Source organism: Arthrobacter sp. Z1-9, assembly GCF_054792695.1.
The window spans coordinates 3,346,254-3,365,552 of sequence record NZ_CP096456.1; the positions used below are offsets into that span (position 1 = coordinate 3,346,254).

17 protein-coding genes are annotated in these 19,299 nt (G+C 66.8%); 12 read left to right on the forward strand and 5 right to left on the reverse strand.

Translation table 11 applies throughout. The features are described from left to right. The first annotated feature begins 89 nt into the window (after positions 1-89). From M1D93_RS15545 to M1D93_RS15565, 5 genes are all read left to right on the forward strand, one after another. Positions 90-2,330, forward strand: coding sequence for a S9 family peptidase (locus tag M1D93_RS15545; protein WP_461172371.1), 2,241 nt, complete (start codon positions 90-92; stop codon positions 2,328-2,330). 236 nt (positions 2,331-2,566) lie between these two features. Further along, positions 2,567-3,319 (forward strand): peptidoglycan-binding protein, encoded by a 753-nt coding sequence (locus M1D93_RS15550; protein WP_461175037.1) that lies wholly within the window; start codon positions 2,567-2,569, stop codon positions 3,317-3,319. Between the two features lie 6 nt (positions 3,320-3,325). Beyond that, positions 3,326-5,767, forward strand: a complete 2,442-nt coding sequence (locus M1D93_RS15555) for a M50 family metallopeptidase (protein WP_461172372.1) — start codon at positions 3,326-3,328, stop codon at positions 5,765-5,767. Between the two features lie 8 nt (positions 5,768-5,775). Then, the gene (locus M1D93_RS15560) at positions 5,776-5,982 is read left to right on the forward strand and encodes a hypervirulence associated TUDOR domain-containing protein (RefSeq protein ID WP_461172373.1); all 207 of its coding nucleotides are present in this window, start codon (positions 5,776-5,778) and stop codon (positions 5,980-5,982) included. 4 nt (positions 5,983-5,986) lie between these two features. Then, the gene (locus M1D93_RS15565; RefSeq protein ID WP_461172374.1) at positions 5,987-7,183 is read left to right on the forward strand and encodes an NAD(P)/FAD-dependent oxidoreductase; all 1,197 of its coding nucleotides are present in this window, start codon (positions 5,987-5,989) and stop codon (positions 7,181-7,183) included. A gap of 139 nt (positions 7,184-7,322) precedes the next feature. On the opposite strand, the gene M1D93_RS15570 is transcribed toward M1D93_RS15565, so the two are convergent. Continuing rightward, positions 7,323-7,880 carry a GNAT family N-acetyltransferase gene (locus M1D93_RS15570; RefSeq protein ID WP_461172375.1) on the reverse strand — a complete coding sequence of 186 codons (558 nt, stop codon included), beginning with the start codon at positions 7,878-7,880 and terminating at the stop codon, positions 7,323-7,325. 10 nt (positions 7,881-7,890) lie between these two features. Beyond that, the gene (locus M1D93_RS15575; protein WP_461172376.1) at positions 7,891-9,057 is read right to left on the reverse strand and encodes an acetate kinase; all 1,167 of its coding nucleotides are present in this window, start codon (positions 9,055-9,057) and stop codon (positions 7,891-7,893) included. Between the two features lie 140 nt (positions 9,058-9,197). Here M1D93_RS15575 and M1D93_RS15580 point away from each other — a divergent pair, with 140 nt between their 5' ends. Then, on the forward strand, positions 9,198-9,503 hold the full coding sequence (locus M1D93_RS15580; RefSeq protein WP_461172377.1) for a hypothetical protein: 306 nt from the start codon (positions 9,198-9,200) through the stop codon (positions 9,501-9,503). A gap of 76 nt (positions 9,504-9,579) precedes the next feature. Here M1D93_RS15580 and pta read toward each other — a convergent pair whose 3' ends face one another. Beyond that, on the reverse strand, positions 9,580-11,658 hold the full coding sequence (gene pta / locus M1D93_RS15585) for a phosphate acetyltransferase (RefSeq protein WP_461172378.1): 2,079 nt from the start codon (positions 11,656-11,658) through the stop codon (positions 9,580-9,582). Positions 11,659-11,859: 201 nt separating this feature from the next. Between pta and M1D93_RS15590 the strand changes: the two genes are divergently transcribed. The 5 genes from M1D93_RS15590 to M1D93_RS15610 all read left to right on the forward strand — a co-directional run bounded on the left by M1D93_RS15590 (position 11,860) and on the right by M1D93_RS15610 (position 15,909). Next, positions 11,860-12,309: a hotdog fold thioesterase gene (locus tag M1D93_RS15590; protein WP_461172379.1), complete on the forward strand. Its 450-nt coding sequence runs from the start codon at positions 11,860-11,862 to the stop codon at positions 12,307-12,309. A 7-nt stretch (positions 12,310-12,316) separates the two neighbouring features. Continuing rightward, positions 12,317-13,687 (forward strand): phenylacetate--CoA ligase PaaK, encoded by a 1,371-nt coding sequence (paaK, locus tag M1D93_RS15595; RefSeq protein ID WP_461172380.1) that lies wholly within the window; start codon positions 12,317-12,319, stop codon positions 13,685-13,687. Positions 13,688-13,733: 46 nt separating this feature from the next. Continuing rightward, a complete protein-coding gene (locus M1D93_RS15600; RefSeq protein WP_461172381.1) occupies positions 13,734-14,357 on the forward strand; it encodes a TetR/AcrR family transcriptional regulator in 624 nt (207 codons plus the stop codon). Positions 14,358-14,454: 97 nt separating this feature from the next. Next, positions 14,455-15,594 carry a S1C family serine protease gene (locus tag M1D93_RS15605; RefSeq protein ID WP_461172382.1) on the forward strand — a complete coding sequence of 380 codons (1,140 nt, stop codon included), beginning with the start codon at positions 14,455-14,457 and terminating at the stop codon, positions 15,592-15,594. A 24-nt stretch (positions 15,595-15,618) separates the two neighbouring features. Further along, a complete protein-coding gene (locus M1D93_RS15610; RefSeq protein ID WP_461172383.1) occupies positions 15,619-15,909 on the forward strand; it encodes a hypothetical protein in 291 nt (96 codons plus the stop codon). A 73-nt stretch (positions 15,910-15,982) separates the two neighbouring features. Here the strand turns inward: M1D93_RS15610 and M1D93_RS15615 are convergent, their stop codons facing one another. Both M1D93_RS15615 and paaZ read right to left on the reverse strand, forming a co-directional pair. After that, positions 15,983-16,390, reverse strand: a complete 408-nt coding sequence (locus M1D93_RS15615) for a VOC family protein (protein WP_461172384.1) — start codon at positions 16,388-16,390, stop codon at positions 15,983-15,985. Positions 16,391-16,587: 197 nt separating this feature from the next. Further along, entirely contained in the window at positions 16,588-18,699 is a 2,112-nt protein-coding gene (paaZ, locus tag M1D93_RS15620; protein WP_461172385.1) for a phenylacetic acid degradation bifunctional protein PaaZ, read from the reverse strand. Between the two features lie 144 nt (positions 18,700-18,843). Between paaZ and M1D93_RS15625 the strand changes: the two genes are divergently transcribed. Beyond that, the gene (locus M1D93_RS15625) at positions 18,844-19,293 is read left to right on the forward strand and encodes a PaaI family thioesterase (protein ID WP_461172386.1); all 450 of its coding nucleotides are present in this window, start codon (positions 18,844-18,846) and stop codon (positions 19,291-19,293) included. Positions 19,294-19,299 lie beyond the last annotated feature (6 nt).

A 19,299-nucleotide genomic window follows, 5' to 3' on the forward strand; every position in this document is an offset into this window, starting at 1 on the left:
TGATGGGGCGCCTGGTGGCGGGGCGCAGGGGATATCGTCCGGTAGCGAACGGCCGTTTCATTGTCCGCCGGGGTCTATATATTGAACTCATGACCCAGACTCCGCTGCAGGATTCCGCCAGCACCGCCGCCACCACCATCCCCACCCCCCCGGTAGCGAAGAAGATCCCCTCCGAGCGCATCCACCACGGGGACAACTTCGTGGACCATTACGAGTGGCTGCGGAACAAGGAGTCCGAGGAGGTTGTGGAGCACCTGAAGGCCGAGAACGCCTATCAGGAAGCGGTCACTGCGCATCAGGAGCCGTTGCGCGAGGCGATCTTCCAGGAGATCAAGGGCCGCACGCAGGAAACGGACCTGTCCGTCCCCCACCGCAAGGACGGCTGGTGGTACTTCAGCCGCTCGGTGGAAGGCAAGGAGTACGGCATCCAGTGCCGGGTCCGCGCCCGGAACACCGGCAACCCGGTGGCGGACTGGACTCCCCCAGCCGTGGAGCCCGGCGTCGATATTCCGGGCGAGGAAGTCCTGCTCGACGGCAATATTGAAGCCCAGGGCAAGCCCTTTTTCTCGGTGGGCGGCACGGCCGTGACCGTGGACGGCAACCTCTACGCGTACGCCGTGGACAACGCCGGCGATGAACGCTTCACGCTGCGCATCAAGGACCTCCGGACGGGTGAACTGCTGCCGGACGTCATCGAGAACATCTTCTACGGCGTCGCCTTCTCCCCTGACGGCACCCGCATCTTCTACACAGTGGTGGACGACTCCTGGCGCCCGTACCAGGTCAAGGCCCACACCCTGGGAACGCCCGTCACCGAGGACGTGGTGATCTACCAGGAGGACGACGTCGCCATGTGGCTGGGCTTCGAACTCTCCGCCGACAGGCGCTACCTTGTGCTGGGCATCGGCTGCTCCGAGTACAGCGAGACCCGCCTGCTCCGGTTCGATGACCCCGCCCAGGAACTCGCCACCGTCATCTCCCGGGACGAACGCGTGCTCTATGAGGCCGAGCCAGTCCTGCTGCCCGGCCCGGACGGTCTAAAAACGGAACGCATCCTACTCACGCACAACCGCGGTGCCATCAACTCCATGGTCTCCCTGGCCGACCCGGCCGAGCTTCGCAAGCCGCTCGCCGAGCAGCGCTGGGACACCGTCGTCGAGCATTCCGACGACGTCCGCGTCAATGGTGCCGGCGTCACCGCCACGCACCTCGTCGTCTCCATCCGCAAGGACACCATCGAGGGCGTCCAGGTCATCGGCCTGCAGGGCCTGGGCACCGCTGCCCAGGAAGCACCAGTGGAGCCGGCGTTCGACGAGGAGCTGTACACGGCGGGCGTCGGCGGTTCCGACTACGAGGCTCCCGTGATCCGGCTCGGCTACACGTCCTACTTCACGCCGTCGCGGGTGTACGACTTCGTGCTGCCCACGCCCGCGCAGCCCGCCGGCGAGCTGCTCCTCCGCAAGGAAAGCCCGGTGCTGGGCGGCTACGACGGCAACGACTACGTGGCCACGCGCGAATGGGCCGAAGCCAGGGACGGCACACGGATTCCCCTTTCAGTGCTGCGGCACAAAGCCGTGCAGCAGGATTCGACGGCGGCCGGCCTGGTGTACGGGTACGGCTCCTACGAGCTGAGCATGGACCCCGGCTTCGGCATCGCGCGGCTGTCCCTGCTCGACCGCGGCGTGGTGTTCGTGATCGCCCATATCCGCGGCGGCGGCGAACTCGGCCGGCACTGGTACGAGAACGGCAAGAAACTCGCCAAGAAGAACACCTTCACCGATTTCGTGGACGCCACGGACTGGCTGGCGCAATCCGGCTGGGTGGACCCGTGCCGGATCGCGGCCCTCGGCGGCTCGGCCGGCGGACTGCTGATGGGCGCCGTGGCCAACATGGCTCCGGAAAAGTACGCCGCTATTGTGGCCCAGGTGCCGTTCGTGGACGCCCTCACGACAATCCTGGACCCGGAACTGCCGCTGTCAGCCCTGGAGTGGGAGGAATGGGGCAACCCGATCACGGACCCCGAGGTCTACGCCTACATGAAGTCGTACTCCCCCTACGAGAACGTCGGCGCGGTGCCGTACCCGAAGATCGCCGCGGTGACGTCCTTCAACGACACCCGCGTGCTGTACGTGGAGCCGGCAAAGTGGGTGCAGGAGCTGCGGAACAGGACCACCGGATCCGAGCCGGTGGTGATGAAGATCGAGATGGACGGCGGGCACGGCGGCGCGTCCGGCCGCTACGTCCAGTGGCGCGAAAGGGCCTGGGACTACGCCTTCATCGCCGACTCCCTCGGTGCCACGGAACTGCTGCCGGGAGCCGGACTGAAGTAGGACTGCAGCGGACGACGGCGGCCGCCTCCCGCCGTCGTACCCCCGGCCCCAAGACTGCCTGCGGCCGCCGGGTAAGCCGTGCGCAGGTCCCTTGAACCAGCCTGACCAGCGGTAACACCCCCGCTCTGCAATCCCGGCGCCGTACTCAAAATTGATAATTATGCTTACTATTGTCTGGCGCTGGCTGCCCGCTGGGGGCAAACCCACCGGCGCCGGATGTGGAGGTTTGTGTGAGCATGGAACAGGAAATGCGTCCCCTGACCGACGATGAACTGATGTCGGAGCAGGCCACAGCTTTGCCGGACAAGGAAGTCGCGTCCGTACTGGACCTGAACGCGGACCTGGACCTGGGAATTGACGCCGCAGCACCCATCGACCTTGCCGTCGCGGCCAACGCCAACGTGGCGGCCCCGATCGACGCCGCCGCCTCCGCCAACATCCTCTCCTTTGGTTCGGAAGCGCAGGCACTGGCCGACCAGGGCGTCATGATCGAACAGGGTATTGTGGCCGACGCGAACGCCGAATCCACCCAGGACAGCAGCATCAACCAGGGCAACGACACCGTTGACGACGGCGGCACCACGCCCGGCGCCGGAACCACCGAAGCCGGCACCGTTGCAGGAACGGCCGACGGCGGGAGCCTCCTGCCCGATGGGACGTCCACCGACGGCATCGTTCCCGACGACGGCCTGGGCGGCGCCCTTCCCGACGTCGGAGCACTGCCCGTGGATCCGGCAGCGGCCCTGGACGGAGACCTGCTCAACGTCAACGTGGACCTCGCCGCCGACGCCGACATCGCCGCACCCATCAACGGTGCCGTGGCCGCCAACGCGAACGTCGCAGCGCCCATTGACGCTGCCGTGGCAGCGAACATCGGCTCCATCGACAGCCAGGCCTACGCCGTGGCCGAGCAGGACGCTATCATTTCGCAGAACATCGAAGGCGAAGCCAGCGCCTCTGCGGACCAGCAGTCCAACCTGGAACAGTAAGCACAGATGACCCGCGCCAGCGGCGGGCCGCGCCCTGAGGCCGGCCCGCCGTCGTCCCCTGCCTCCCTTGCCGAGCACCCACTGAAGGTTCCCGCCCGTGCCGCCGGCGTCCAGCTGCTGGGGCAGTCGGAGGGCTCGGGTTACCGCGAAGCGCCCTCACTGGTGCGTCGCTCCGACGGCCAGACCCTGCAGCTGACCCGGCTGCTCTACCTGGTGCTGGAAGCTGCTGACGGTAACCGGAGCGTGGACGAGATCGCGCAGCACGCCACGGCGGGGTCCGGCCGACTCATCAGCGCGGACAACGTACGCACGCTGATGGACTCCCAGCTGCTGCCGTTGGGCCTGCTCCGCCTGGCTGACGGCTCCGAGCCGGACGTCCGGAAGGCAGACCCGCTCCTGGGCATGCGCTTCCGCTACACCGTGACGGATCCGGATCGCACACGGAAAATCACGGCCCCCTTCGCGGTGCTGTTCAACCCGCTGATCGTCGTGGCCGTCACGGCTGCCTTCCTGGCCGCCTGCTGGTGGGTGCTCATGGTGAAGGGTCTCGGCTCGGCCACCCACGAGGCGTTCCAAAACCCTCTCCTGCTGCTGCTGATCTTCGCCATCACCATCCTCTCGGCCGGCTTCCATGAGTTCGGGCATGCCGCTGCGGCGCGCAAGGGCGGTGCCACGCCGGGGGCCATGGGCGCCGGTCTCTACCTGATCTGGCCGGCGTTCTTCACCGACGTCACCGACTCGTACCGGCTGGGCCGCGGCGGACGGTTGCGCACGGATTTCGGCGGCCTGTACTTCAACGCCATTGTTGCGGTGGCCATCATGGGGCTGTGGTGGGCCACCGGCTTCGATGCCCTGCTGCTGGTGGTGGTCACGCAGATCCTGCAGATGGTCCGGCAGCTGCTCCCGCTGGTCAGGTTTGACGGGTACCACATCCTGGCGGACGCCACCGGCGTGCCCGACCTCTTCCAGCGCATCAAACCCGTCCTGCTGGGCCTGCTTCCCTGGCACTGGGGAAAGCCGGAGAACAAGGTCCTCAAGCCGTGGGCCCGGGCCGTGGTGACGGTGTGGGTGCTGGTGACTGTGCCGCTGCTGCTGTTCAGCCTGGCCATGATGGTGCTCGCCCTGCCGCGGCTGCTGGCCACGGCCTGGAGCAGCACCGCCAGGCAGCAGGAACTGTTGGCCGAAAGCCTTTCCGCCGGCGACCTGGCGGGGGCCGCCGTGCGCGTGCTGGCCATCATGGCCGTGGCCCTTCCCATGCTGGGCATGCTTTACATCCTGCTGCGGCTGCTGAGGCAAATTGTGACCGGGCTCTGGCAAAAGACCCGCGGCAAAGCACTGCAGCGCACTGCCGCCATGGGCGCGGTTGCGGCACTGCTCGCCGGGCTAGCCTGGGCATGGTGGCCCGACGGCGGGACGTACCGTCCGGTGCAGCCGTACGAACGGGGCACGCTGGCCGATGCAACAACGTCGGTCTTCCCGGCTGCGGACACCGCCCTGCGGGAAGGCCGCAGCGGAAGGACCGTGGCGCTGTGGCCGGGAGGTGCGGCGAAACCAACCCGGGAGAACCCGCAGCTGAGCATGGTGCTGGTGCCGGTGGAGGCTTCGCCCGGCACCAGCGAGGCTTCGTCCCCTTCCGTTTCTCCCGCCGGGTCCGCCCCGCCGTCGTGGGTGTTACCGTTTGACCGGCCGGCGGCGCCTGAGCAGGACGGCAACCAGGCCCTGGCTGTGAACACCACCGACGGTTCCGTCACCTACAGTGTGGCCTTCGCGCTGGTGTGGGCAGAGGACGGGGAACCTGTTGACACCAGGAACGAGGCTTACGCCTTTGCCAGCTGCACCGGCTGCGCGGCGGTGGCGGTGGGGTTCCAGGTGGTCCTCATCGTGGGCCAGGCGGACGTGATCGTCCCGGAAAACCTTTCGGCCGCGGCCAACTACAACTGCCTCGAGTGCGTCGCCTATGCGCTGGCCAGCCAACTGGTCCTTACCCTCGATGGTCCGCTGAGCGAGGCCGGGATGGCGCAACTGACGGCGTTGTGGGCCGAAATTGCCGCGTACGGCCGGAACATCCAGAACGTGCCGCTCTCGGAAATCCGGGGCCGGCTCGCCGCCTTCAAGGAACAAATCACCGCGATCGTCCAGGCCGATCCAAGCACTACCAATAGCCCAACGCAGACCGTCACACCTGCCCCAACCGAGGTACCGGGCGGGACGTCGGTCCCCACCCAACCAGCCGTACCGGCTTCACCCGTGCCGGCTCCATCCGGCACGGGAGGCCCGGCACCTGCGCCGGCACCTGCTCCGGCAGGAACCGGGGCCGCAACGGCACCGGCGACGCAGCCCGCGCCCGGTGACGCACCGCCGTCGTACGCTCCCGTTGAGGCGCCGGTCCCAACGGCGGATACTGGGGGCACGGCCCCCGCGGGGCCCACCACCGCAAATCCCAGCTAGGAGAGCAAATGTCGTTGAGCAAGGGAACGTCCGTGGAATGGAACACGCCACAGGGCAAGACGCACGGCAAGATCGTGGAGAAGAAAACCAGCGACTTCGAACTGGACGGCAACACACACCGCGCCAGCGAGGACGAGCCCCAGTACGTGGTGGAATCCGCGAAGACCGGCGCCCGGGCTGCCCACAAGGCTTCCGCTCTGACGGAAAAGAAGTAGCGCTGTGGCCGCCCAGCACGAGGTTGTCATCATTGGCGGCGGCAATGCCGGCATCTCCCTGGCCGCCCGGCTGGAGCGCTACGGCGTCAGGGATGTGGCCGTCATCGAGCCCCGCGACCACCACTTCTTCCAGCCGCTGTTCTCCCATATCGCCGGCGGCCGGGCCGCAGCCAAGGAAGCCGTCCGGCCGCAGGAACCCCTGATCCCGAAGGGTGTCACCTGGATCCGGGATTCCGCCAGCGGCGTGGACACCGACGCGAATACGGTCACCCTTGAATCCGGAGCGACCGTGGCATACGGCCAGCTGGTGGTGTGCCCGGGCCTGCAGTACGACTGGGACGCGGTGCCCGGCCTGGCCGAGGCCGTGCATTCCCCGAACGGAGCTTCGCATTACGAGTTCGAGCTGGCGCCGAAGGCCTGGACACTGCTGAGCGGCCTGAAATCCGGCACTGCCGTGTTCACTATGCCGGCCGGGCCCGTCAAGTGCGGCGGCGCCGCCCAAAAGCCGATGTACCTTGCCTGCGACTACTGGCGGGAGCAGGGCGTGCTGGACCGGATCCGCGTGGTGATGGTCCAGCCCTACCCCACGGTCTTCGGGGTGCCGGAGGTGGACCGGGAACTCGACCGCAAGATCGTTGAGTACGGCATCGAGCTGCGGACAAACAGCGAACTGGTGTCCGTAGATGCTGCGGGCCAGAAGGCCACCATCCGCAACACTGCGTCCGGCGAGGAGGAAAACCTGCACTACGACGTCCTCAACGCCGTCCCGCCCCAGTCGGCGCCGGACTGGCTCAAGGCAACTGACCTGCCGGCCCCGGCTGACGCGGGCGGCTTTGTGGAGGTGGACCGGCAGACCCTGCGGCACATCCGCTTCCACAACGTCTGGTCCCTCGGCGACGCAGCCGGGACCACCAATTCCAAGTCCGGGGGTGCCCTGCGCAAGCAGACAAAGGTGCTGGCCAAGAACCTGGTGGCTGCCCGGAAGGGGAAACCGCTGCCGGCCAAGTACAACGGCTACTCGGTGTGCCCGTTCACCGTGTCGCGGAACACGGTGGTGTTTGCCGAGTTCGACGACAGGTACCGTCCCATGCCGACGATCCCCCGCGTGCCGATGTGGAACGAGAGCAAGCTGTCCTGGGTGGTGGACCGGGACATCTTCCCGCAGGTGTACTGGAACCTGATCCTCAAGGGGCGCGCCTGAGAGAGCGTTCCGGGATAGCCCGCGGTAAGTGAGAGAGCGTTTGAAAAAAGCCCGCGGTAAGTGACGGAGCGTTTGAAAAAAGCCCGCGTTAAGTGAGAGAGGGTCGCCAGGGTTTCGGCGTTTCAGGGCCTGGTCCCGTTTAGGCCTGGTCGATACGCCACTCATCGGCCAGGACCGCGTAGATCAGCTCCGTCGCCCACTGGCCTTTGTAGTGCCACTTGTCCACGTGCCGGGCTTCCTGCCGCATGCCCAGCCGGCAACAGAGTTCCGCGGACGCGGTGTTCAGTTCGTCAAGGCGCGCCTCGATCCGGTGCAGGCCCAGTTCCTCGAAGCCGAGCCGGAGCATCGCCGCCGCGGCCTCGGTGGCGTAACCCCTGCCCCGGGCACCCGGCGCCAGTGCCCAGCCCACCTCGCCCTGCCCGCGGCCCGGCAGCCATTTCAGCACCACCTCGCCCTGGAGCCCAACCTGGTCCGCCGGCTCGATGGCGAGCGCCACCCAGTCGCCCTCCTTCTCGAAGACGAAGTTGGCGTACCGGCCCACCCGCTCCATCGACTGCGTATAGCTCTTAGCCGGTCCGGGCAGGAACCGGGCCGTCTCCGCCAGCGAATGGTACGCGTGGAAGGCGTCCAGGTCGCTGGCCTCGAAGCGGCGAAGGATCAGCCGCTCCGTGCGGATCGGCAGGGTTATTTCAGGCATGGGATGGAGGCTATTGGGCAGGTCCGTTTCCTACGACGGCGGCCGTCGCCTCCGCGATGGCGCGTTCCTCATCAGTGGGAACCACCAGGACGGGGATGGCGGACTGCGGGGTGGAAATGACGCGGGGTTCCTTGGAACGCTCGGCGTTCAGGCCGGCGTCGAGCTCGATGCCCAGCGCGCCCAGCTTCTCCGCCACCAAAGAACGGAACTGGTGTGAGTTCTCGCCGATGCCGGCGGTGAACACCAGTGCTTTGGCCCCGCCCACGGCCACATGGTAGCCGCCGATGTACTTGGCCAACCGGTAGGAGGTGACTTCGAGCGCCGTTGCCGCCTTGGCATCACCGGCCTCAGAAGCCTCGACCACCGAACGCATGTCATTGTTTCCGGCCAGGCCCTTCAGCCCGGACTCCCGGTTCAGCATGGTGTCGACGTCCTCGGGGGTCCAGCCGGCCCGGCCAAGGAACACCAGGATGGAGGGGTCCAGGTCGCCCGAGCGGGTGCCCATCACCAGGCCCTCCAGCGGGGTGAAGCCCATGGACGTATCCACCGAGTGCCCGCCCCGGATGGCCGTGACGGAGGCGCCGTTGCCCAGGTGGGCGATAACGCCATCGAACTCCTCAACCGGAAGGTCCAGCAGCGCTGCGGCGCGGCGGGTGACGTACTCGTGGGACGTGCCGTGGAAGCCGTAGCGGCGGATGCCGTGGTTCGTGTAGAGCTCGTCGGGAACGGCGTAGCGCCAGGCGTGCTCCGGAAGGGTGCGGTGGAAGGCTGTATCAAACACGGCAACCTGCGGCATGTCCGGCCACTTTTTGGTGATCGCGCGGATGCCCAGGACGTTGGCCGGGTTGTGCAGGGGCGCCAGCGGGTTGAGCCGCTCGATGGCGCGGGTGATCTCGTTGTCGATCAGCACCGGCTCGGCGAACCGCTCGCCGCCGTGCACCACGCGGTGCCCCACAGCCGCCAGTTCCAGGTTGCCCAGCTCCTGGTGGATGGCTGCGTCCACCTGCTCCAGGGCTTCGGCGTGGTCCCGCGGGCCCTCGATCTCGCCGTCCCCGTCACCGCCGTTGCCCATGCCGATCTTCTCGATCAGCCCCTCGGTCAGTACACTGCCTGCGGCGACGTCACGCACCTGGTACTTGAGCGAGGACGAGCCGGAATTGATGACGAGCACGAGCATGCGGGGCCTCCTGAGCCTGGCTTCTGCAGTTCAAACCACACTATAGGTTGCCCTGGCGCCGCGCGGTTTCCTTGCGGTGGCGGGCGGGCTGTGCCTAGAGTCAACGGACAGGCTGGACCACGCCCCGAGAGGACACTTCCATGACGAACGAGCCCGCTTCGATCGACGAGAACGACCCCACCAACACGGGATCCAGCAGCACGGCGCCCCTCAATCCGCAGGCGGACTCCGACGCCGGCCCAGGCTCCGGTACCCAGGATCCCACTGGGGTTGAGGGTGCCAACCCTGCCCTGGACGACACCGGGAACGTCAAGGCCGCCGAAATGGGCGAAGCCCCGCAGGCCCCTGAAAACACCGAGGACCTCGACCTGACCCCGCAGGGTCTGTCCGACGAGCCGGCCAAGCAGGAGGACGAGCAAAGCCTGGCCAAGCCGGACAACAGCTGATCCCTGCAAAAGGACGACGCCGGCACCCCAACCGGGTGCCGGCGTCGTCCTTTTGCTTACACGGCCTTGGCCGCTCTTACGCGGCCGGCGCCTGCGCCTGGATGGCCGTGATGGCCACCGTGTTCACGATGTCCTCCACCGTGCAGCCGCGGGACAGGTCATTGACCGGCTTCCGCAGACCCTGCAGGACGGGCCCGACGGCGACAGCACCGGAACTCTGCTGCACCGCCTTGTAGGTGTTGTTGCCGGTGTTGAGGTCCGGGAAGATGAACACGGTGGCCTGCCCGGCCACCGAGGAGCCCGGCATTTTGGACTCGGCGATCGAAGCGTCCACGGCGGCGTCGTACTGAATGGGGCCTTCGACGGCGAGGTCGGGCCGGCGCTGGCGGACCAGCTCGGTGGCCTGCCGCACCTGGTCCACCGCAGAGCCGGACCCGGAACCGCCGGTGGAGTAGGAGAGCATGGCAACCCGCGGCTCCACGCCAAACTGGACGGCGGTCTCCGCCGAGGCCAGCGCGATGTCCGCCAGCTGCTCCACGTTCGGGTCCGGGTTGACGGCGCAGTCGCCGTAGACCAGCACCCGGTCCGGCATCAGCATCAGGAACACGGAGGACACGATCTTCACGCCCGGCCGCGTCTTCACAAACTCCAGCCCGGGCCGGATGGTGTGCGCCGTGGTGTGGGCAGCCCCGGACACCATTCCGTCCACCACCCCCAGCTGGACCATCATGGTGCCGAAGTAGCTGACATCCTGCATGATCTCCAGGGCCTTGGGCAGGTCCACACCCTTGTGCGCCCGCAGTTCCGAGTACTGCTCGGCGAACTTCTGCCGCAGGTCCGAGGTGGCGGGATCCACGATGTTGATTCCGGACAGATCGATACCGCGGGCAGCGGCAAGCTCGCGCACGTCCGATTCCGGTCCGAGCACTGTCAGGTCGCAAACATCCCGCCGGTGCAGGATTTCCGCCGCGCGCAGGATCCGTACATCAGTCCCTTCCGGGAGGACCACGTGGCGGCGCTGGGCCCGGGCACGTTCGATGAGATCGTGCAGGAAGCGGAGCGGGGTCATGCGCTCGGCCCGCGGCAGGTGCAACCGCTCCACCAGTTCGGCCTCATCCACGCTGCGGGACCAGAGTCCCAGGGCCGAGGCCACCTTGCGGCGGTGCCCTGACCAGATCTCGCTCCGGACTTCCGCGACGCGGCGGGCGGTGGTGTAGGTGTCCTCCTGGGCGGCGAACACCGGGAACGGTGCCTGGGCCAGGAGGGGATAGATGTTGGCGTCCGGCGCCAGACCGCCCGTGAGGATGAGCGCTGAAGCCACCGGAAACTCGGGCGAGAAGGACGACGCGAGGCAGGCCACCATCACGTCGGCGCGGTCCCCCGGCACGATCACCAGGGCGCCCTCGTCCAGCACGTTCAGGAAGTTGCCCACATTCATGGCGGCCACCTTGATGTCCCGGACGTCGCGCTCCATGTCCGCCCGGCCGGCAATCTGCCGGACGCCGAGCGCGGCGGCCACTTCCCCCGTGGTGGGCCGGGCGATTTCCTCCAGCTCCGGCAGGACGTAGACCGGCCGCTTGGAGGCGCCGGGCTTGACGGCGGCGGCGATGGCGTCGACGTCGTCCGGGTCAGCGCGGTTCACCATGATGGCCAGCAGCGCGCACTTCTCGGCGGCGAGTTCCTTGCGGGCAACCTCGACGGCGGCCGCCGCCTCCGCCACGGTCCGTCCCTTGGCGCCGACAACGGCAACCACGGGGGCGGCCAGGTTGTTGGCCAGGCGCGCGTTGAGGTCGAATTCGACGGCGGCGTCCTGGCCAGTGAGGTCCGTGCCCTCCACAATCACCACGTCGCAGTGGCGGGAAATTTCGGCGAAGATCTCCACGCAGCGCGAATCGATCTCCTCGCGTTTGCCTTCGGCGAGCAGGGAGCGGACCTCCTCGTGGGTGAGGCCGCCGCGGCAGCGCTCATCCTCCAGCGCGAACCGCGCCTTCATGAGGGCCACCATGGGATCGTCCGCCGCGTCCGGGCCGTGCACCACGGGTTTGAAGAAGCCGATCCTGTCCGCGTGGCGGTGCAGGGTGTCCGCCAGGCCCAGGGCCACGAGGGATTTGCCCGATCCGGGGGTGGTTGCGCTGACGTAGATGCTTTTGGCCATGGTCCGCCCTTTTGCTGGTGTGCTGGTGCCGGTCCTTCCATCCTTGCACTTCCACCTGCGCGAGATGACACTTCGCAGCAATATCCGCCCCCGGGACTGCCGGGAAGTGCCACCTCGCGAAGCCCGCATGGCCTTGACACCGGACCCCCTCATGGGATTACCTAATGAACATTCGGTAAATAAAGCTGGAGGCAATGACGCATGGCTGAAACAACAGTTTCCGGGGCGATCCACCCCATCCTGGAAAACGACTACGCCTCCATATGGATGGGAATCGAGGTCCTCGCCGTCAGCGACGGGCACGCCACCATCCGGATGACGCTTCGCCAGGAGATGCTCAACGGCTTCGGCATGGCGCACGGCGGAATGATCTTCGCCTTCGCGGACTCCGCCTTCGCCATGGCCTGTAACCCGGTCCACCCGGCACCCGGCGAGGAAAACAACATCACTGTGGCCGCCGGCGTCGACATCAACTTCCTCAAGCCGGCCTACCGCGGCCAGGTGATCACCGCCGTCGCCGACCGCCGCTCCAGCGCCGGGCGCAGCGGCCTCTACGACATCCAGATTTTCGCTGCCGACGCCGGCGCGCCTGCCCCGGGCGAACTCATCGCAGAGTTCCGCGGACGCAGCCGGACCATCCCCAAGAAGTAGGACAACCATGACCCTCCACGCCCCCGAAACCCCCGCCCCGACCGCAGCTACGTCCGCCGCAGCGCCTGACGCCGTGCTGGACCGCGAGGAGACCATCTCCCGCGACGAGCTCGAGGCCCTGCAGCTCACCCGGCTCCAGCACACGGTGGCCTACGCCTACGAGCGGGTGCCCCTGTACAAGCGCAAGTTCGACGACGCCGGCATCCACCCCCGCGACCTGCGCGAACTCAGCGACCTCGGCAATTTCCCGTTCACCACCAAGGAAGACCTGCGCGCGGAATACCCGTTCGGGATGTTCGCGGTCCCGCAGAGCGAAGTAGCCCGCGTGCACGCCAGCTCGGGCACCACGGGCCGGCCCACCGTCGTCGGCTACACCAAGCAGGACCTGGCAGACTGGGCCAAACTCGTGGCCCGCTGCTTCCGCGCGTCCGGCATCCGACCCGGCATGAAGGTCCACAACGCCTACGGCTACGGCCTGTTCACCGGCGGCCTGGGCGCCCACGCCGGAGCAGAAGCCCTCGGCTGCACAGTCATCCCGATGTCCGGCGGGCAGACCGAACGCCAGATCCAGCTGATCCAGGACTTCAAGCCCGACGCCATCCTGGCCACGCCGACGTACCTGCTGACCATCGCCGACGCGATGGCACACATGGGCATCGACCCGGCCTCCACGTCCTTGAAGTTCGCCGTCCTCGGTGCCGAGCCGTGGACCCAGGAGATGCGGCACGAACTCGAAGTCACCATGAACATCAAGGCGTGCGACATCTACGGGCTTTCAGAGGTGATGGGCCCGGGCGTCGCCGGCGAGGCAGTGGAAACCCAGGATGGCAGCCACATCTGGGAGGACCACTTCCGGCCCGAAATCATCGACGCCTTCAACCCGGTGGTGGGCAAGGAAAACGTCCTGCGCGACGGCGAACACGGCGAACTCGTCTTCACCTCGCTCACCAAGGAAGCGCTGCCCATCATCCGCTACCGCACCAAGGACCTCACCCGGCTCCTGCCCGGTACAGCCCGCCCCGCGCACCGCCGGATGGGCCGGATCACCGGCCGCAGCGACGACATGATCATCCTGCGCGGCGTGAACCTCTTCCCGTCCCAGATCGAGGAAATCGCACTGCGGATCCCCGAGCTCAGCCCGCACTTCCAGCTGGAACTCACCCGTCCCGAGGGGCAGCGGATGGACCAGCTCACCGTCCGCATTGAGCGGCGTGACGCCGTCACCACTGAGCAGAGCGCGACGGCGGCGCGCGCCTTGCAGGAGCAGATCAAGATCCATGTGGGTTCTTCGTGCACCGTGGACGTCGTGGAGCCGGGCTCGCTTGAGCGGTCCAACGGCAAGCTGCGGCGCATCTACGACCTGCGGCCGAAAGGCTAGGAGCACACGCGCAGCCTGACCGACCGATCATGAGAAACTAGGCACCATGCCCAGCACCACTGAAACAGCAAGTACCGCCGCCGGAGCCAAGCGCGGCCGGCCCGGATACGACCAGCAGTCGGTGCTGCGCATCGCCGTCGACGTTTTCAACCGGCACGGCTACGACGCTACGTCCATGGGCATCCTGGCGGACAACCTCGGCATCTCCAAGTCGGCGATTTACCACCACGTGCCGTCCAAGGGAGACCTCCTCAAGCTCGCCCTTGACCACGCGCTCGGGGGCCTTGAGGCCATCCTCGAACAACCCGAGGCTACCTCCGGCGCAGCCGATGCCCGGCTTGAGTTTGTGCTCCGGCAGACGGTGGCCGTCCTGGTGGACCGCCTGCCGTTCGTCACGCTGCTCCTGCGCCTGCGCGGCAACACAGAGATTGAACGCGACGCGCTGGAACGGCGCCGCACCTTCGACCATAAGGTGGCCGCACTGATTTCCAACGCCCGCGACGAGGGCTCGCTGCGGCAGGACATCGATCCCCGGACCGTCACCCGGCTCCTGTTCGGCATGATCAACTCAATCGTGGAATGGTACAAGCCCGGCGGGTCCCTTTCGCCCGAAAAGCTTGCCGACGACGTCATCACCATGGCGTTCGACGGGCTCCACTCCCAGCCCTAGGCTCCCCTCTTCCAACCAAGATACTAAGTGTGCTTGGTATTTCTGCGGCTGCCCGGTTACGGTGGTAGGACCAGACAGCATCCGCAGGAGGTCATCCATGAGCACCAGTATCAGCCAGGGATTACGCCGTTCCGCCCGCGTTGGCACGGTTGCCGGAGTCGTGGTGCTGGCAACCTCGCTGACCCTGACCGCCTGCACATCCCAGGATCCCCCTGCCCCGACTGAAACCTCGGGGGCCAGTACAGCGGGTGCCAGCACCTCGCCGTCGGCCGGCACCTCCCCTGGTACCGGCGGTTCAGCCAGCGCCTCCCCCGGCGCCCCCGCCCCCGCTCCTGATGCCGCCGGCGACATTCCCCAGCTCGTGGAGAACCTGGCCCCGTCCGTGGTGACCATCTTCACCGAGGGCGGGGTGGGCAGCGGTGTGGTCTATTCCGAGGACGGCCTCATCCTCACCAACGAGCACGTGATTCGGGGAAACACCCAAGTTGAGGTCGGTTTCGCGGACGGGCAGCGGGTAGAGGGGACCGTGCGGGCCACGGATCCTGTCACAGATCTGGCCCTGGTTCAGGCGAACCGCACCGGCCTGCCGAAGCCCGCCTACCAGAACAGCCTTCCCCGTGTGGGAGAAGGTGCCCTGGTCCTGGGTTCCCCACTGGGCTTTGAAAACACCGCTACCGCAGGCATCATCTCCGGCCTCCACCGTTCAATTCCGGGTTCCGCCTCCAACAGCCTCTCCTTGGTGGACCTGATCCAGACTGACGCGCCCATCAGCCCCGGCAACTCCGGCGGTGCAGTCATCAACATGCGCGGTGAAATCATCGGCATCAGCGAGGCCTACATCCCACCGTCCGCCGGCGCCGTCTCCCTCGGCTTTGCCATCCCTGCGGCCACCGCTGTCCAGGTGGCGGAGGAACTGCTCGCCGACGGCACGGCCGAACACGCCTATCTCGGCCTCACCCCGGGAGAACTGACACCGCAGATCGCAGACCAGCTGGGCATCGACGCAACCACCGGCGTCGTCGTTTTGTCCGTGGACGAGGACGGCCCGGCGGGCCGGGCCGGAATCCGCCCGGGTGATGTCCTGGAATCCATGGAGGGAGTGGAGCTGAACGCGCCCGAGAAGCTCCTGGCTGAGCTCCGGAACCGCAACCCCGGCGATACCGTCGGTTTCAAAGTCCGGCGTGATGACCAGACGCTGGACATCAAAGCGGACCTTATCGACCGGCCCACCGAGTAGTACAACCAAAAGGAAGGTTAGACAATGAGCCCCAAGGAAGAACCGAACGCCGGCTTCATCATCCCGGACCCGTCCAAAGTCCGCGAGGACATTCCGCAGGATGCCGCAGATGAGGCAAACGCGATCCGCTTCAGCGAAGAGCAGGCGCTGATCGAGGAACAGTCCCACGGCATCCGCCCGGACACCTACAGCGTCCCCTCCGGCGGCCCCACCATGGACGAAGCCCGCGGCAACATGGACGTTGCGGACCAGACCGGGGCGGCGCCGTCGGACGACAGCAGCGACGACGGCCTGCACAGCGGTGCTGAATCCTAACACTGCCTAATGTAGAACGACGGTAGGGGCGCCCCGCCTGGCGGGGCGCCCCTACCGCTTCAACCAGGGTTCCTTAGAGTTCGTACTCGGCCTGGACGCCAAGTGCCTCGTGGACGCAGAGGATGTTGCGCTCGGTGTCCATGAACCAGGCGCACTTTTCCGAGTTGGTGGTGCAGATGTGGTTCTCGGTCTTGAGGTTGGGCAGGTCGTAGTCCTGGAACTGCACTCCCCTTGCTTCCATGTCCCGGACTGTCCGCTCGATGTCCGTAACCTCGAAGCTGATTGCAGTGTGCTCGGAGTGCTTTCCGTCCGAGACGGGCATCAGCTGCAGCATCGGGCCGCCGTTGGTGCCGAGTAGTTCGCTTCCATCGTCTGTCATGCCGTGGTGCGGGAGCCCGAGTTTTTCGGTGTAGAACCTCCGGGCACGCATCGGATCATCAACTGGCAGGACGGTGGTGGCTGTGTTCATTCTTAGGGTCATGTGGCCACCTCCTACGGGCAGAATTTTACGCCCGGGCGGCCAGAAAAGCGCCGCCCGGAACGCCCCATCACATCCCGCAGCAAACCGCCAAACGCCCCATCACCTCCCGCGGAAGGTGATGGGGCTTCCGGAAAATCGTGCGGAAGGTGATGGGGCGTTCCGGAAAAACGTGCGAAAGGTGATAGGGCGTTGAGGGGCTACTTCTGCACCAGGGTGAGGACGTCGTAGGTGGCCACGATCTCGTCGTTCTGGTTGGTGAGCACCGCGTCCCAGGCAACCTCGCCGTACTCGTCCGTTTCGCGCGGGGTGATCTTCTTGGCGGTCAGCGTTACGCGGATGGAATCACCAGCGGCCACCGGCGTAATGAAGCGCAGGTTCTCCAGCCCGTAGTTGGCCAGCACCGGGCCCGGAGCCGGCTCTACGAACAGGCCCGCTCCCCAGGCGAGCAGCAGGTAGCCGTGTGCCACGATGCCCGGGAAGAACGGGTTAGCTTCCGCGGCTTCCTGGTTGGTGTGGGCGTAGAACGTGTCGCCGGTTGAGTTGGCGAAGGCCGAAATATCCTCCAGGGTGACCTGGCGGAGGTCGGACCGGACGGCGTCGCCAATCCGCAGCGTCTCCAGTGATTTACGGAAGGGGTGGGTTCCCTCCGTCTCAAGGGTGAAATTGCGGTCCGCGCCGGCATGCCAGACGCCTGTGACGGCCGTGAGCATGTTAGGCGAGCCCTGAATGGCCGTGCGCTGCATGTGGTGCATCACCGAGCGGATACCGCCCAGTTCCTCGCTGCCGCCTGCCCGGCCGGGGCCGCCGTGGACCAGGTGCGGCACGGGCGAGCCATGGCCGGTGGAGCTGCGGGCGTCCTCGCGGTTGAGCATCAGGACGCGGCCGTGGTGGGCGGCGATTCCCATCACGAGTTCGCGGGCCACGGCGGGATCGTTGGTGCACACCGAGGCCACGAGGGAGCCGTTGCCTCGGGCGGCGAGGCGGATGGCATCGGGAATGTCTTTATAGCCGATGACGGAGGAGACGGGACCGAAGGCCTCCAGCGAGTGGACTTCCTCCGCCTCGGGGTCCTGCCAGTTCAGCAGGACGGGAGCCATAAAGGCTCCGCCGTCCACCACGCCCGTAGACCCGTCGGCGGAGGTGACCGACGGCGATTCGAGCGTTCCGTACGCAAGCTCACCGCCGGCGTCGAGCATTGACTGCACGGCGGCACGGACGCCCTCGAGCTGTTCCACGGAGGCGAGTGCGCCCATGGTGACCCCGTCCGCCCGCGGGTCGCCCAAGACAATGCGTTCGGAGATCCGCTTGCCGACGGCGGCAGAGACCGCGGCCACGAGCTCCTGCGGGACGATGGCGCGGCGGATGGCGGTGCACTTCTGCCCCGCCTTCGCAGTCATCTCGGTGACAACAGACTTTACGAAGGCGTCGAATTCCGGTGTGCCCTCCACGGCGTCGGGGCCGAGGATGGCGGCGTTCAGGGAGTCGGTCTCGGAGGTGAACCGCACCCCGCCCTGCACCACATTGGGGTGGGACTTCAGGGACAGGGCGGTGGAGGCAGAGCCGGTAAAGGCCACCAGGTCGCGGTAGTCCAGCACATCAAGCAGCCCGCGGACGGAACCTGAAATCAGCTGCAGCGAGCCCTTGGGCAGGATGTTGGATTCAACGATGGCCTTCACCACGGCCGCCGCCACATAGCCGGTGGGGGTGGCGGGCTTGACGATGGTGGGAACGCCGGCGATGAAGGCAGGCGCGAACTTCTCCAGCATGCCCCACACGGGGAAGTTGAAGGCGTTGATTTGCACGGCGACGCCCGGAATGCGGGTGTAGATGTGTTCGCCGGCGAAGGAGCCGTCCTTGGACAGCACCTCCATGGGCCCGTCCACCACCACCTGTGAGTTGGGCAGTTCGCGCCGGCCCTTGGAGCCGAAGGTGAAGAGGACGCCGATGCCGCCGTCGATGTCGATCATGGAATCGATCTTGGTGGCGCCGGTCTGGGCGGAGAAGGAGTAGAAGTGTTCACGCCGTGCGTGGAGGTACTGCGCCAGCTCCTTGAGCTTGAGCGCGCGCTGGTGGAAGGTCAGCTGGCCGAGTTCGGCCTGTCCGGTGGTCCGGCCGTGGTCGACGACGGTGGAAAGGTCCAGCCCCTCCGTGCTCACCTTGGCCAGGATCTCCCCCGTGCTCGCATCACGTACGGGGACAGCGGAACCCGTGGAAGCGTCGTCGGGCGTCCACCACACATCCATGATGAAGCTGGGCACTGTCTCCACGGTGTCGACCGTGGCCTGGGGAGCTGTGGCGGTGGTGGTCATCGTTGACGGGTCCTTCCAACAAGGGGCATACAAAGGCGGCCAGTGATTACTGACCGTCCGTTCGGTAATATATTCACCATACATGAAAGCCCGTGGTGCACACTAGAAGGCCGGGCCTGAATTGGCCGCCCAGAAGGAGAACATATGAGCGCCCCGTCACCGAAGGATGCAGCTGTGGAGAACCACCCCGATGCGCACGAGTTGTGGAAGATTACCCTCGGTGAGCTGGACGAGAAGATGGGCGTGAAGATCCTCGAGGAGTCGGTGGAGCGAGTGGTGGCCACCATGCCCGTGGAGGGGAACAGGCAGTCCTTTGGGTTGCTGCACGGCGGCGCGTCGTTGGCCGTAGGCGAAGCTGTGGGGTCCTGGGCGGCCGTGATCCATGCGAGCACCCTGGGCAAGACGGCGGTGGGCGTGGACGTCTCCGCCACCCACCACCGCTCGGCGCGGGAGGGCCAGGTGACCATCACGGCCACACCGATCCATCTCGGCGGAACACTCACCACGCACGAGGTGGTCATCATCAACGAGGCCGGCCAGCGGCTCTGCACGATGCGCATCACCAACCTGCTGATGCGCCGCCACAAAAAATGATCCGGC

Excerpts from the sequence above, each read along its gene's own strand:
- M1D93_RS15545 (WP_461172371.1), top strand. The coding sequence starts at position 90 with ATGACCCAGACTCCGCTGCAGGATTCCGCCAGCACCGCCGCCACCACC.
- M1D93_RS15550 (WP_461175037.1), top strand. The coding sequence starts at position 2,567 with ATGGAACAGGAAATGCGTCCCCTGACCGACGATGAACTGATGTCGGAG.
- M1D93_RS15555 (WP_461172372.1), top strand. The coding sequence starts at position 3,326 with ATGACCCGCGCCAGCGGCGGGCCGCGCCCTGAGGCCGGCCCGCCGTCG.
- M1D93_RS15560 (WP_461172373.1), top strand. The coding sequence starts at position 5,776 with ATGTCGTTGAGCAAGGGAACGTCCGTGGAATGGAACACGCCACAGGGC.
- M1D93_RS15570 (WP_461172375.1), bottom strand. The coding sequence starts at position 7,880 with ATGCCTGAAATAACCCTGCCGATCCGCACGGAGCGGCTGATCCTTCGC.
- M1D93_RS15575 (WP_461172376.1), bottom strand. The coding sequence starts at position 9,057 with ATGCTCGTGCTCGTCATCAATTCCGGCTCGTCCTCGCTCAAGTACCAG.
- M1D93_RS15580 (WP_461172377.1), top strand. The coding sequence starts at position 9,198 with ATGACGAACGAGCCCGCTTCGATCGACGAGAACGACCCCACCAACACG.
- pta (WP_461172378.1), bottom strand. The coding sequence starts at position 11,658 with ATGGCCAAAAGCATCTACGTCAGCGCAACCACCCCCGGATCGGGCAAA.
- M1D93_RS15590 (WP_461172379.1), top strand. The coding sequence starts at position 11,860 with ATGGCTGAAACAACAGTTTCCGGGGCGATCCACCCCATCCTGGAAAAC.
- paaK (WP_461172380.1), top strand. The coding sequence starts at position 12,317 with ATGACCCTCCACGCCCCCGAAACCCCCGCCCCGACCGCAGCTACGTCC.
- M1D93_RS15600 (WP_461172381.1), top strand. The coding sequence starts at position 13,734 with ATGCCCAGCACCACTGAAACAGCAAGTACCGCCGCCGGAGCCAAGCGC.
- M1D93_RS15605 (WP_461172382.1), top strand. The coding sequence starts at position 14,455 with ATGAGCACCAGTATCAGCCAGGGATTACGCCGTTCCGCCCGCGTTGGC.
- M1D93_RS15610 (WP_461172383.1), top strand. The coding sequence starts at position 15,619 with ATGAGCCCCAAGGAAGAACCGAACGCCGGCTTCATCATCCCGGACCCG.
- M1D93_RS15615 (WP_461172384.1), bottom strand. The coding sequence starts at position 16,390 with ATGACCCTAAGAATGAACACAGCCACCACCGTCCTGCCAGTTGATGAT.
- paaZ (WP_461172385.1), bottom strand. The coding sequence starts at position 18,699 with ATGACCACCACCGCCACAGCTCCCCAGGCCACGGTCGACACCGTGGAG.
- M1D93_RS15625 (WP_461172386.1), top strand. The coding sequence starts at position 18,844 with ATGAGCGCCCCGTCACCGAAGGATGCAGCTGTGGAGAACCACCCCGAT.